The sequence below is a fragment of the Ralstonia sp. RRA genome (genome assembly GCF_037023145.1).
Classification (GTDB): Bacteria; Pseudomonadota; Gammaproteobacteria; order Burkholderiales; family Burkholderiaceae; genus Ralstonia.
Genome location: NZ_CP146092.1, coordinates 1,668,505 through 1,681,801, shown reverse-complemented (window position 1 = coordinate 1,681,801; position 13,297 = coordinate 1,668,505). Strand labels below are relative to the sequence as shown.

Genomic DNA, 13,297 nt, shown 5'->3' with positions numbered 1-13,297 from the left:
GGAATTATCGCACTGGGTTTTCACAAGGTGTGCTGGAGGGGCGCTTGTTGGAGCGTCAAGCTTTCCGATCGGGTACTTACAGAGCACGACTCGCCGCCACGCGTTGGTTTGCAAGCATCGCGCGGCGAGCCCCCCAAAACCTACCAGGATGATGTGCCCTGCACGGTTGACCAATCCGTCCTATCCTCTGCGCTGTTTCCAATGCGCGAGCCTGTGCTCGGCATTCAATCACCATGTACCGGAGTGGATCACATGCGCTACAACATGTTGGGACGGACAGGCCTGTTCGTATCGGAACTGTGCCTGGGGACGATGACGTTTGGCGGCAATGACGGTATCTGGCAGCACATCGGGGATTTGCAGCAAGCCGATGCTGAACGGCTGATCGGCCGCTCGCTTGAGGCCGGGATCAACTTCATCGATACGGCAGATGTGTACTCGAATGGCGTGTCGGAGCAGATCACTGGACAGGCACTCAAGAACCTGAAGGTGTCGCGCGACAGTGTGGTGGTCGCCACCAAGGTGTTTGGCCAGACCGGAGAAGGGGCGAACGCGCGTGGCGCCTCGCGCTATCACATCATGGATGGGGTGAAGGCAAGCCTGGCGCGTTTGCAGCTCGACCATATCGACCTGTATCAGATCCACGGCTTTGACCCAGCCACGCCCATTGAAGAAACCGTGCGGGCGCTCGACACACTGGTGCGGCAGGGGCATGTCCGCTACGTTGGCGTATCGAACTGGGCGGCCTGGCAGATCGTCAAGGCGCTGGGCATTGCAGAACGCCTGGGTTGCGCGCGCTTTGAAAGCCTGCAGGCGTACTACACCATTGCCGGTCGTGACCTGGAGCGCGAACTGGTGCCGATGCTGCAGAGCGAAGGCCTGGGCCTGATGGTGTGGAGCCCATTGGCCGGTGGCTTGCTCAGCGGCAAGTACACCCGCGAGCAACAGGGCGAGCAGGGCAGCCGCCGCACGACGTTCGATTTCCCACCGGTGGACCGCGAGCGCGCCTATACCTGCATCGATGCCATGCGTGTCATGGCTGATGCGCGCGGCGTGTCGGTCGCGCAGATTGCGCTGGCCTGGTTGCTGCACCAGCGCGTGGTGACCAGCGTGATTGTCGGCGCCAAGAAGGTCGAGCAGCTTGATGACAACATCGCCGCCACCCAGGTCGAGTTGACGGCGCAAGAACTGGCGCAGCTCGATGATCTGAGCAAGCTCCCGGCCGAATACCCCGGCTGGATGCTGGAGCGCCAGGGTGAATACCGGCGCGGCCAGCTTGCCGGAACACGGCAGGCCGGGCGTTAACCACCGGACGCCGGCTCGAACCGTTCGCCCTTGAACACACGGCGCGGGTTGCCGCGCTCCACCTGGTGATGGAGCGCGCGCCGGTCCGCACGTTGCGCAGCCTGCGTCGCTGCATCATGGTCGGCCAGCTTGTGGGCGAGCAGCAGCACGGCCAGCCGCTTGTTGGCGTGCTGGCTGCGCTCGGTTTGCACCTTCACGCTGATGCCCGTGGCGATATGCGTTGCCCGCACGGCCGATTCAGTCTTGTTCACGTGCTGTCCGCCCGGGGCGGACGAGCGCGTGGTCTCAAAGCGGATCTCGCCGGGTAGCGTTTCAGACGGCGCCTCACAGCGCGCCACACCGAAGAACCAGTTCTTGCGTGCGTGCCGTGGGCCGTTTGTGCGATAAGGGCTGGGGCACGTCCATTGGATCGTGCCCTCCCATGCGCGCGCCACGACGTCTTCAGCATCGCCCTCCAGGCTGACCAGCGCAGAACGCAGCGTGCCGGCACGTTCGCCGTCCTCCTGTTCCACCAGTTCGAGTTGAACGCCTGCGTCTGCGGATTCGCGCTGCAGGCGCATCAGTGCTTTCGCCACCGCCAGTTCGCATTCCGCCGGCCCCTGCGCAGAAGAGAATTGCAGCAACACCATCAGCAGCACTCCCCACGCGTCTTGTAGGTCAGCACCGGGCGCAGGCGCGCGAGCACCTTCACCAGGCCAGCGTCCACCAGCGGAGCAATCACGCTGTCGATCGACTTGTAGGCTTCGGGTGCCTCTTCATAGATCAACTGCTTGTCTTCGCAGATGACGTGGCCCCCGAGCTTGGTCCGGTTCAGTTGCGCTGGCGTGAAGCGGCGCACGAGGCGATCCTTGCAGTCGCTGCGCATCCACTTGCGGCCCGCGCCGTGCGCGAGCGAGAACAAACCATGCTCGCTCGGCAGCGGGGCGACCAGATAGCTGTAGTCTCCGCGCGAACCGGGGATGACGACCACACCCGCATCCGACCGCGTGGCGCCCTTGCGATGCAGCCAGCCACGTTCACCATGGACCATGGCCGGTGCGACAAAGTTGTGATGCACATCGAGCAGCGGTTTGCCCTGCGCGTGCAGGCGGTCCAGCATGCGGCGCGCGATCAGTTCGCGGTTGGCCTTGGCAAAGTGCAGCGCCGTGTCGTGGCGTTCCAGGTAGGCTGCGCACGCCGGGTCATCCTGCGACAGCCCGCTGTGGCCATGCGCACGAACCTGTTCTTCCAGAATCGCCTGGCCCAGCCCGCGCGAGCCGCTGTGTGCCAGCAGCAGAAGCTGACGCGGGTTCAGCGAAATACCGGCCGCTTCGTCGTAAATGGTGTCGACGCGCAGCAGTTCAGCAAAGTGATTGCCGCCACCAATGGTGCCCAGTGCGGCGTCAAAGCCAGTGCCCGCGGGAGCCAATGCCGCTACCCGTTCACGCCAGCTTTCGTCGAGCGGCGTATCGATGTTGCCAAGTCGCTTGTCGAGCTTGTCCAGGCTGACCTTGTTGGCATCGAGGTCGGTGGCCCATAGCGTCATGCCGCAGCCGATGTCACCGCCGATCAGCGCCGGATACAGGCGGCCGACCGAGAAGAACGCCGCGCCCACGGGGTAGCCGCGGCCCGGATGCAGGTCGGGCATGCCAGCCACATGGCGCATGCCGTCGAGTGCTTTGGTGGTTTGAAGTTGTCGGATCGCATCGCCTTCGATCCAGGTGTCGTCCGAGGCGATCAGGGTGCCGCCATCGAACAAATGCAAGATGCAGTTGCCCATGAATATTCCATATCAGGTCTGAAAAAAACGTCTGATGTGGCAGGCCGAGGCCCTGGGCAATGCGAAGACGCTGTGAGCTACAGCGCGAGAGATTCGATCAACCCAGGCAAGGGCCTGCAAAGGGGAAAGCAAGGTGACGCATGATTTTTTCCTCCTGTGCAAATTGGTTGATCGGTAAGCGGAGCGGATACTAGCACCGCACTTTGCGCAGTCGCAAGTGCGATGCCGTGCGAGTGTTGGATTGTTGAAACGCGATGGCGCTTACGCGGTGGTTGCGGGCAATGCCAGCCGCGCCGCCGCCAACGCCTCGCGCAGCACCGCCATGTCGCCGATATGGTTGGCGAGCAGCAGGATGAGCTGCGCGTTGAGCATCGCGCTTTGCTCGTCGCTCAGGTTGCGGTGCGTGTCGATCAACGCCTCGTAGAAGTCGTCGGGGCGGGGCAGGTTGGGTTGAGTGTTCAGCGGCATGGTGGTCGGCGTTGCGCTCAGGCGCTGGGTTCAGACGATCGCGGTGGCGCGCGGCGTTGCGGTGGATGCCGCGTGGCCGCATGCGCGAAGCACGGCAGCCGTCAGCTTGGCAGGGTCGAGCGCGCGCCAGCGTGCGCAGACGTGCTGGTCCGGGCGGATCAGGTAGGTCGTGCCGGGCCGCGCGTCATAGCGTTGTGCGACAAGGCCATCGACGTCTTCGAGCGCGGTCACGTTGGCCGAAACCGTGCCTTTTCCACCGGAAGGGAAGATCGCCAGCGTGGACAAGGGCAGCGCATCCACATGTTCGCCGGCACCGCAGAAGCGCAGCACGGTAAAGCCGTCGCGCATGTGGGAGAGCAGCCAGTCTGCGCGGCCATCGGCACCGCGTACCGGCGCGTCTAGGGCAACCGCCCCCGGCACCAGCGCGCTGGCAAACGGTGCCTCATCGGGTGTCAGCAGCGGCGAGTCTGCGAGCACCGTCGGCATCGACAGCCGCCCGCTGTTGACCAGCGTGCGCGCAAACGGATAGTGCTTGGCCAGCCGCAGCGTGGCATCGCGAAAGAGTCTGCTGACGGCGCTCTTTGGCGTGATGAAATCGGTCGAGCGCGTGGAGTGGCGGATGTTGTCGTCCGCCGCGAATTCGCGTTCGCTCGCGTAGGTGTCGAGCAGCGTGTCGGGGGCGTCGCCATTGAGGACCATGCGCAGCTTCCACGCGAGGTTCTCGGCGTCTTGCAGGCCGCTGTTGGCACCACGCGCGCCGAAGGGCGACACACGATGCGCCGCATCGCCGATGAACAGCACGCGGCCATGGCGGAAGCGGTCCATGCGCTCACATGAGAACGTATAGACGCTGACCCATTCCAGTTCAAAGTCGACGCCTTCGCCCAGCAATGCACGCACACGCGGGATGACGCGCTCGGGTTGCTTCTCGGCCACCGGATCAGCGTCCCAGCCGAGCTGGAAGTCGATGCGCCAGACGTTGTCGGGCTGGTGGTGCAGCAGCACCGATTGGTTCGGGTGGAACGGCGGATCGAACCAGAACCAACGCTCGCTTGGGAACGGCGCGTCCATGCGCACATCGGCGATCAGGAAGCGATCCTTGAACGTCTGGCCATGCGCTTCCAGGCCCATCATGTGGCGTACCGGGCTGCGCGAGCCATCGGCGGCGACTACATACTGTGCACGCTGCGTGTAGGTGCCGTCGGGCGTCTCGATGGTGAGCGTCACGCCATCGGCATCCTGCGTGAGGCCCGTCACCTTGTTCTTCCAGCGCAGCGCGATGTTGGGCAGCGCCTGGGCGCGTTCAGCGAGAAAGCCTTCGACGTAGTACTGCTGCAGGTTGATGAACGCGGGGCGATGATGGCCGGCTTCGGGCAGCAGGTCGAAGCTGTAGAGCAGTTCGTTCTTGAGGTAGACCTTGCCAACGTTCCAGCTCACGCCCTTGTCGACCATGCGGTCGCCGCAGCCAAGGCGGTCGAAGATCTCCAGCGAGCGCTTGGAAAAGCAGATGGCACGCGAGCCGGTGGACAGCGTGCAGTCGTCATCCACGACCACAACGGGCACGCCCTGCTGCGCCAGGTCGATGGCCGTGGCGAGGCCAACGGGCCCCGCGCCGACGATCACGACGGGGCGGGGCTCGGTCGCTGCGCCAGGCTGTTGTTCAGCGCACGGCGCGTACGAAAAAACGCGGTTCTGGAAATCGGGGTTCATGTCTCGCTCGCACCTGCGACGGTCTTGGCCGTCGCTTTGTTGGTGGAATCCGTTCACGGCAGGGGTGCCGCTATGTCAGTTCTGCAGTGCGGCCCACATTTCCTGATCGCGCTGGGCGGTCCAGATACGCGGGTGTTTGATGCCGCTGGCTTCGTCAAAGGCGCGCGTCACGTCAAATGGCAGACAGTGTTCGTAGATGAAGACGTGGCCAAACTTCGGGTCCATCGCGGCGCGGGTGTGCGCCATGGCGGCCTTGAGGTCCATCTTCTGCGCCACTGCTTCGCGACCGCGTTCGAGCAGCGTCGAGACGAAATCGCGGGTGTAGGCGAGGCCCTTGTCGACTTCGGCCGGGTTGAGCAGCGCCGGGCCGCGGCCGGGCACCAGCTTGTCGGCACCCAGTGCACGCAGCGCATCCAGCGTGGCGGGCCACTCTTCGAGTTGCGCGTCACCGCAGTAGCAGGCGGCGTCGTATTCAACCAGGTCGCCCGAGAACAGCACCTTTTGGGACGGAATCCACACCACCGTGTCGCCTTTCGTGTGACCGGCGCCCAGGTGCAGGATCTTCACTTCCAGCTTGCCGAGGAACAGTGTGAGTTCGCGCTCGAACACCAGCGTCGGCCAGGTCAGGCCAGGTACGGTTTCGACACCCGCGAACAGGCGAGGGAAGCGTTCGATTTCCGACTTCATATCGGCTTCGCCGCGCTCGACGATCATTTCGTACGTGCCGCGGCTGGCGATGATGTTCTGCGCGCCCTCGGCAAAGTAGGCCGACGCGCCCAGCACGCGCACTGCGTGGTAGTGCGACAGCACCACGTGCTTGATCGGCTTGTCGGTGATCGCGCGGATGCGGGCGATCAGGTCTTGGGCCATCGCTGGGGTGGCGGTGGTGTCGACGATCAGCACCGAGTCGTCGCCGATGATGACGCCCGAGTTCGGGTCGCCCTCGGCGGTGTAAGCGTAGGCGTTGGGAGAGAGCTGGGTGAAGGTGACTTGTTTGGCCTCGAGGTCGGCTTGCGAGGCGAAGGCTTTGGCCATTCTGTCACTCCTGTCGTAGTGAATTACGGTTGGGGGAATTTATTTCGGTGGTGAAGATGCCGTGAAAGCGCGGTTGGGGGCACGCGGATGTCAGGCAAGACCGAACGTTGGCCATCATAGACCGCACGGTTGGGTGGCGCGCCTAGGGTATACGTTGATTATGATTAGAAGCATTGTTTTTACAATGCATAAAAATTAAAACACCATTAACGGCGGCGGCCCGCATGCTACGCTCGCAGCACTTGTCGCCTCCGGCACCGCCCGGTGCACCCCAACTTGCGCCCCCCCACGAGGACATGGAGACCACTGAAGTCGAAGACGATCTGCCACCCGATGGCGATGCTGACGATGCGCGCGCAAATCGCGACCGTTCTGGTATCCAGTCCATCGAGGTCGGCTCGCAATTGCTGGTGGCGCTGACGCATGCCATGCGCGCGATGGCGCTGGGTGACCTTGCACGTGCAGCGGGCATGCATCCGTCCAAGGCGCATCGCTATCTGGTGAGCCTGCAGCGCGTGGGTGCTGTCTCGCAAGACCCGCTCACCGGCCGTTATGAGCTTGGGCCCTTTGCGCTGCGTCTGGGGTTGGCGAGTCTAAACCGCACCGATGCCATCGTCCGCACGCGGCCTTTGCTGGCTGGCATGCGTGACCAGACCGGCCACACCATCGGCATTGCTGTGTGGAGCGATCGCGGCCCAACCGTCGTGCACTGGGAAAAGGCCGGCGGCGCACCTGGGGTGAACCTGCGCATCGGTGACGTCATGCCGATGCTCAATTCCGCCACCGGCCGCCTGTTCGGTGCGTATCTGCCGATCGAGCAGACACTGCCGCTGGTCGAGCGCGAACTGCACGAGCGCGCCAGCGACGATCTGCCGGGTCTGCCGCGCTCGCTGACGGACTACTACCGCTTATGTGAAGACATTCGCAGGGAAGGTGCGTCGTGGGTTTCGGGCAGCCTGTTGCCCGGAGTGAGCGCACTGTCATTACCGGTGTTTGGCGAGCGCGGGCAACTGGAGCTGGTACTCATCGCGCTGAATCTGCAGCCGCTCTTTCATGCGGAACGCGGCGGCGAACTGGAAGCCACGCTGCGTGCCTTCGTGACACAGCTTTCTGCCATGCTGCGGGTGCCGGCACCGGAACCGGCCAAGGCGGCCGCCCGTCGAGCCCGCTCAGCGCGCTAGCGGTTCTTAGGGTTCTCGCCAATTTTATCCTTTCGTAAGAAATTTACTATCTCGTAACTCGTGGTGCCCCCTCGTGCGGCCTGCATGCTCGCGCGAATGCCACGACTACAAGAACGAGGAGACTCATGGACTTGTCGATTGCCGCCATCCTGGCGCAGGACGGCGTGACATCAGGCGCGATCTACGCGCTCCTGGCATTGGCGCTCGTGCTGGTGTTTTCGGTCACGCGCGTGATCTTCATCCCACAGGGGGAGTTCGTCGCTTATGGCGCGCTCACGCTGGCAGCCATTCAGGCCAACAAGGCGCCCCTGTCCGCGTCGATGCTCGTGGCCCTTGGCGTGCTGACCTTCCTCGTCGAGATGGGCCGCACGCTGCTGCAACCCGAACTGCGCCTGCATGCGTTGCGCACGGGCGTGATCTACGCGGGCAAGTATCTTGTCTTTCCGCTGGCGGTGTATGCGGCGGCCAACGCGCTGTCGCCCATGACACTGCCGATGGCAGCGCAGGTGGCACTCGCGCTGCTCATCGTCATTCCAATGGGGCCGATGATCTACCGCCTGGCCTACGAGCCCCTGGCCGAAGCGAGCACGCTGGTGCTGCTGATCGTCTCGGTGGGCGTGCACTTTGCGATGGTGGGGCTGGGCCTTGTGATGTTCGGCGCGGAAGGCTCGCGTACCGATGCCTTCTCGGATGCGCGCTTTGATCTGGGGGCGCTCTCGGTATCGGGCCAGAGCCTGTGGGTGGTCGCGGTGTCGGTGCTGATGATTGTGGCGCTGTACTTCTACTTTGGTCGCACGGTGTCAGGCAAGGCGCTGCGTGCGACGGCCGTGAACCGGCTCGGGGCGCGGCTGGTGGGCATCGGCACCACGCAGGCAGGGCGGCTGGCCTTTACGTTGGCGGCGGCGCTGGGCGCGCTGTGCGGCATCCTGATCGCGCCCCTCACCACGGTGTACTACGAATCCGGTTTCCTGATCGGCCTGAAGGGTTTCGTGGGCGCCATCGTCGGCGGGTTGGTCAGCTATCCGGTGGCTGCCCTGGGCGCGCTGCTGGTGGGGCTGCTGGAGTCGTATTCATCGTTCTGGGCGTCGGCGTTCAAGGAGGTGATCGTGTTCACGCTCATCATCCCCGTGCTGCTGTGGCGGTCGCTCACCACCAAGCACGTCGAAGAAGAGGAATAAGCCGATGAACACGCTCACCAAATCTTCTGACCAGACCGGCCAGCGCGGCTGGTTCTCGCGTAACCGCGTGTTGACGGCACTCTTCGTGATCGTGCTGGCGCTGGTGCCGGTGGTGCCGACGCCCGAGTTCTGGATCACGCTGTTGAATTACATCGGGCTCTATAGCCTTGTCGCGCTGGGTCTTGTGCTGCTCACGGGTGTGGGTGGGCTGACCTCGTTTGGGCAAGCGGCGTTTGTTGGCCTGGGCGCGTACAGCACGGCGTATCTGACGACGCAGTACGAGCTGTCTCCGTGGCTGGGCTTGCTCGCAGGGCTGGTCATCACGGTGGTCTGCGCTTATGTGATCGGGCTCATCACGATGCGCATGTCGGGCCACTACCTGCCGCTGGCGACCATCGCGTGGGGCCTTTCGTTGTTCTTCCTGTTCGGCAATCTGGAGTTTCTGGGCAAGTACGACGGGCTGAACGGCATTCCCGTGCTGAACGTGCTTGGCAAGCCTTTGCAGACCGGGCGCGAGATGTTCTACCTGATCTGGGCAGTCGTGGTGGTGGCGGTGCTGGTGGTGCAGAACCTGTTGAACTCGCGCCCAGGCCGCGCCATCCGCGCGCTAAAGGGCGGCGGCACGATGGCCGAGGCGATGGGCGTGAACACGGCGTGGATGAAGGTGGTGATCTTCGTGTTTGCGGCCGTGCTGGCGTGCATCTCGGGCTTTCTCTATGCGCACTTGCAGCGCGCGGTCAACCCGACGCCGTTCGGCCTGAACTACGGCATCGAATATCTGTTCATGGCGGTGGTCGGTGGCGTGGGCCATGTGTGGGGTGCGGTGCTGGGCGCGGGCTTGCTGACCATCCTGAAGGACAGCCTGCAGAGCATCTTGCCGAAGCTGCTGGGCTCCAACGGCAACTTCGAGATCATCGTGTTTGGTGTGCTGTTGGTGCTGTTGTTGCAGCACGCCCGCGATGGCGTATGGCCCTTCATCCGTAAGCTGTTTCCGTCGGCGCCGACGGCCCGCGCGCCGGACGATGCGCCCGCGCTCAAGCAGCGCGAGAAACCACAGGCGGGCGAGTTGATCCTCGACGTGCGTGCGGCGCGCAAGGAGTTTGGGGGTCTCGTTGCCGTGAACGACGTCAGCTTTCAGGTCAAGGCCGGCGAGATCATCGGCCTGATCGGCCCGAACGGTGCGGGCAAGTCGACCACCTTCAACCTTGTCACCGGCGTGCTGCCGGTCACGCGCGGCGAGGTGCTTTACCGGGGCGAACAGATCAGCGGCAAGCCCTCGCGTGAGATCGTCAAGCGCGGCATCGGCCGGACTTTCCAGCACGTGCAATTGCTCTCGGGCATGACGGTGCTGGAGAACGTGGCGATCGGCGCCCACCTGCGCGGCGACTTCGCGGCGCAGGGCGGGGTGCTCGCCAGCGTGGTGCGCATGAACCAGGCTGAAGAGCAGAAGCTGCTGTTCGAGGCGCGTCGCCAGCTGGAGCGTGTGGGCCTGGCGGATTGCATGTATCAGGAAGCCGGCAGCCTGGCGCTTGGTCAACAGCGCATTCTGGAAATCGCCCGCGCGCTGTGCTGCGACCCGGCGCTCCTGCTGTTGGACGAACCCGCAGCCGGCCTGCGCTACAAGGAGAAGCAGGCCCTGGCCGCACTGCTCACCAAGCTGAAGGCCGAAGGCATGAGCGTGCTGCTGGTCGAGCACGACATGGACTTCGTCATGAATCTGACCGATCGGCTGGTCGTGATGGAGTTCGGCACCAAGATCGCCGAAGGTTTGCCGCAGGAAGTGCAGCAGAACCCGGCCGTCCTGGAAGCCTATCTGGGCGGCGTGGAATAAGGAGAGCGCGCATGTCGATCATTCTCGAAGTGAAGGACCTGCATGTCCGCTATGGCAAGGTGGAAGCGCTGCACGGCGCCAACCTCAAGGTGGAGGCGGGGCAGATCGTCACTGTCATCGGCCCGAACGGCGCGGGCAAGTCGACCATGCTGGGCGCCATCATGGGCGCGTTGCCGACCACCGGTTCGGCCAACGGCGTGGTCTCGTATCTCGGTCATAACCTGACTGGGCTGCCGGTGGAAAAGCGCGTGGCGCGCGGCATGTGCCTGGTGCCGGAAAAGCGCGAGCTGTTCGCCACCATGAGCGTCGAGGACAACCTCGTGCTTGGCGCCTACCGCCGCAAGCGCGCGGGCGAGCGCAACTATCTGGATCAGATGGAAGTCGTCTACGACCTGTTCCCGCGCCTGAAGGAGCGTCGCGTACAGGAAGCCGGCACGCTGTCCGGTGGCGAGCGCCAGATGCTGGCCGTGGGCCGTGCGCTGATGGCCAAGCCGCAGTTGCTGATGCTGGACGAGCCGAGCCTTGGCCTGGCGCCGCTCATCGTGAAAGAGATCTTCCACATCATCAGTGACCTGCGCAAAACCGGCGTAGCGGCGCTGCTGATCGAACAGAACGCGCGCGCCGCCCTGCAGGTGGCTGATTACGGCTATGTGCTGGAAACCGGGGATATGACGCTCGAAGGCCCAGCGCAGGAACTGGCCGTCAACCCGCGCGTGATCGAGACCTACCTGGGCCTGGCAAAGAAGGCAGCCTGAGCGCTGCCGGGCGCGGCATCAATCGTCGTAGTCGTCGCGACGATGGTGCTTGCGCCATTCGCGCTCACGCCAGCGCTGCTCGCGCCATTGGCGTTCCTGCCATTCACGGCCGCGCTCATCATCGTAGTAACCGGGCGCAACGATAACCGGCTGCGGCGCGACATAGACGGGTGGCGGTGCATAGTAGGCCGGCGGCGGAGGCGGTGCGTAGACCGGCGCGGGCGCATAGACCGGCGCGGGCGCGACATACACCGGCCCGGGCACACCAATGCCGATATCAACATTCACTCGGGCCAGGGCAGCCTGGGACGACAGCGCCGCAATGGCGGCCAGCGCGCACAGCGCTAGGTTCTTTTGCATGATGGAAATCCTCGCTACGGCCGCACTGTAGTGGAACGGGGCGCGCGCAGTCTTACAGAAGATATACGGGTGTTACGAATTGTAATGGAGTGATGCGGTGGGCGCTCAGCGCAATGAGCGTTCCATCAGCTCAGCGTCGTCGCCGTAGACGCTGCGCAGCGCCGTCAACTGCGTGCTTCCCATGTGGGTGGACTGATAACCGAGGCGGCGCCAGAAGGCATCGGCGCCTTGCACCGCCACCAGGCGTGATTGACGCAGGCCCTGTGCCTGGGCGCTGGTGCACGCGGTTGCGTATAGTCGCTCGCCCAGGCGCTGGCCGCGGCCTGCCGGTGCAATCGCCATGTCATGCACGAACCAGAGTACGTCCGCTGCATCCGCCGCCAGCAGTGGTACGTGCAGTTTGGGCGGTGTCCATGCATGCCATGCATGCGAGAGCAGGTAGCCGACCACCGCTGCACCATGCAACGCGACCAGGCACATGGTCGGGCTGCGCGCCCAGCGGCTGGCGAGCGCATCACCGGGTTCCAGGAACCCATCGCCGTAACACGCTCGCTGCACGGCCAGAATGCCCGGCAGATCGGTATCGGCAACAGGTCGGATGATGAGGTCGGACATGGCAGGCAAGGGTAGCCGGAAGCCTCCGGAAAACCTGCAAGTCTACCGGACGCTTCTGGCGCGTCATGCCGTTTGCGCATAACCCGGGCGCACAATGCTATTCGCGGTGCGGCCCACGTATCCTTTAGATTCCATGGCAGGGCAGTCCCGCCCGCCACGAATCTTTTCCCGCCCAGCATGTCCCGAATCGTCTTCCTGAACGGCCAATATGTGCCCGCCGCCGACGCCACCGTCTCCATCATGGATCGCGGCTTCACCTTTGCCGATGGCATTTACGAAGTGACCGCTGTCGCGCGCGGCAAGCTCGTCGACAGCGATGCGCATCTCGCGCGCCTGACGCGCTCGTTGTCTGCCATCGACATCGAGAACCCGCACAGCGAAGCCGAATGGACGCGCGTGTGCGAAGAACTGGTCGCGCGCAACGGCCTGGAAGAGGGTGTCGTCTATATGCAGGTCACGCGTGGCGTGGCCGAGCGCGACTTCGGCATTCCCGCCAGCATCACGCCCACCGCGGTGGCCTTCACGCAGGTCAAAACCATCGTCGACAGCCCGCTCGCACGCAAGGGCGCGACCGTGGTGACGGTGCCCGACCTGCGCTGGAAACGCTGTGATATCAAGAGCGTCGGCCTGCTGCCGCAGGTGATGGCCAAGCAGATGGCCGCCGCAGCTGGCGCGCATGAAGCCTGGATGACCGATGGCGACCGCGTGACCGAAGGCGCGTCGTCCACCGCCTTCATCATCACCGCAGACAAGCGCCTGATCACGCGCCCGCTGTCGAACGCCGTGCTGCCGGGCATCACGCGCGTGTCGATCATGGCGCTGGCGCGCGAGCACGGCCTGACGTTGGAAGAACGGACTTTCACCGTGCAGGAAGCCCAGCAAGCTGCCGAGGCGTTCTACACCAGCGCATCGACGTTCGTGATGCCGGTGGCGTCCATTGATGGCGTGAAGATCGGCAGCGGACAGCCGGGCCCGCTGACGCAGGCATTGCGCGCGCTGTATCTGCGCTTTGCCGGTATTGACGCTGCGGAACCGGTCGACCAGGTGTGACGAGAACGGTTGAGCCGACGCGGTAAAATCGCCCGCTCAGTTTTTGCAGC

The 13,297-nt window shown here is 64.2% G+C and carries 13 protein-coding genes; 6 read left to right on the top strand and 7 right to left on the bottom strand.

Translation table 11 applies throughout. From position 1 onward, the window contains the following. Positions 1-252: 252 nt before the first annotated feature. Positions 253-1,305, top strand: a complete 1,053-nt coding sequence (locus V6657_RS25605; RefSeq protein WP_048932137.1) for an aldo/keto reductase — start codon at positions 253-255, stop codon at positions 1,303-1,305. On the opposite strand, the gene prfH is transcribed toward V6657_RS25605, so the two are convergent. The 5 genes from prfH to V6657_RS25580 form a co-directional block, all read right to left on the bottom strand. Next, positions 1,302-1,934 (bottom strand): peptide chain release factor H, encoded by a 633-nt coding sequence (prfH, locus tag V6657_RS25600; RefSeq protein WP_048932161.1) that lies wholly within the window; start codon positions 1,932-1,934, stop codon positions 1,302-1,304. The genes V6657_RS25605 and prfH overlap by 4 nt on opposite strands. Continuing rightward, positions 1,934-3,064, bottom strand: a complete 1,131-nt coding sequence (locus tag V6657_RS25595; protein ID WP_048932136.1) for an RNA ligase RtcB family protein — start codon at positions 3,062-3,064, stop codon at positions 1,934-1,936. Before V6657_RS25595 ends, prfH begins: the two co-directional genes overlap by 1 nt. A 261-nt stretch (positions 3,065-3,325) precedes the next feature. Beyond that, positions 3,326-3,532, bottom strand: a complete 207-nt coding sequence (locus V6657_RS25590) for a DUF2783 domain-containing protein (protein WP_021193910.1) — start codon at positions 3,530-3,532, stop codon at positions 3,326-3,328. 30 nt (positions 3,533-3,562) lie between these two features. Next, complete coding sequence (locus V6657_RS25585) at positions 3,563-5,242, bottom strand: FAD-dependent oxidoreductase (RefSeq protein WP_048932135.1); 1,680 nt, start codon at positions 5,240-5,242, stop codon at positions 3,563-3,565. Between the two features lie 75 nt (positions 5,243-5,317). Further along, the gene (locus V6657_RS25580) at positions 5,318-6,277 is read right to left on the bottom strand and encodes an MBL fold metallo-hydrolase (RefSeq protein WP_021193912.1); all 960 of its coding nucleotides are present in this window, start codon (positions 6,275-6,277) and stop codon (positions 5,318-5,320) included. A 296-nt stretch (positions 6,278-6,573) separates the two neighbouring features. On the opposite strand from V6657_RS25580, the gene V6657_RS25575 reads away from it, so the two are divergent. The 4 genes from V6657_RS25575 (at position 6,574) to V6657_RS25560 (ending at position 11,222) form a co-directional block, all read left to right on the top strand. Beyond that, on the top strand, positions 6,574-7,458 hold the full coding sequence (locus V6657_RS25575; protein WP_048932134.1) for an IclR family transcriptional regulator: 885 nt from the start codon (positions 6,574-6,576) through the stop codon (positions 7,456-7,458). Positions 7,459-7,583: 125 nt separating this feature from the next. Further along, on the top strand, positions 7,584-8,636 hold the full coding sequence (locus V6657_RS25570; protein WP_048932133.1) for a branched-chain amino acid ABC transporter permease: 1,053 nt from the start codon (positions 7,584-7,586) through the stop codon (positions 8,634-8,636). A gap of 4 nt (positions 8,637-8,640) precedes the next feature. Next, positions 8,641-10,467, top strand: coding sequence for an ATP-binding cassette domain-containing protein (locus tag V6657_RS25565; protein ID WP_048932132.1), 1,827 nt, complete (start codon positions 8,641-8,643; stop codon positions 10,465-10,467). 11 nt (positions 10,468-10,478) lie between these two features. Then, positions 10,479-11,222, top strand: a complete 744-nt coding sequence (locus V6657_RS25560) for an ABC transporter ATP-binding protein (protein ID WP_048932131.1) — start codon at positions 10,479-10,481, stop codon at positions 11,220-11,222. A gap of 18 nt (positions 11,223-11,240) precedes the next feature. Here V6657_RS25560 and V6657_RS25555 read toward each other — a convergent pair whose 3' ends face one another. Both V6657_RS25555 and V6657_RS25550 read right to left on the bottom strand, forming a co-directional pair. After that, positions 11,241-11,582: a hypothetical protein gene (locus tag V6657_RS25555; protein ID WP_048932130.1), complete on the bottom strand. Its 342-nt coding sequence runs from the start codon at positions 11,580-11,582 to the stop codon at positions 11,241-11,243. A 105-nt stretch (positions 11,583-11,687) separates the two neighbouring features. Further along, positions 11,688-12,197: a GNAT family N-acetyltransferase gene (locus V6657_RS25550; protein ID WP_048932129.1), complete on the bottom strand. Its 510-nt coding sequence runs from the start codon at positions 12,195-12,197 to the stop codon at positions 11,688-11,690. Positions 12,198-12,374: 177 nt separating this feature from the next. On the opposite strand from V6657_RS25550, the gene V6657_RS25545 reads away from it, so the two are divergent. Then, positions 12,375-13,247, top strand: coding sequence for a D-amino-acid transaminase (locus V6657_RS25545; protein ID WP_048932128.1), 873 nt, complete (start codon positions 12,375-12,377; stop codon positions 13,245-13,247). The last annotated feature ends 50 nt before the right edge of the window (positions 13,248-13,297 follow it).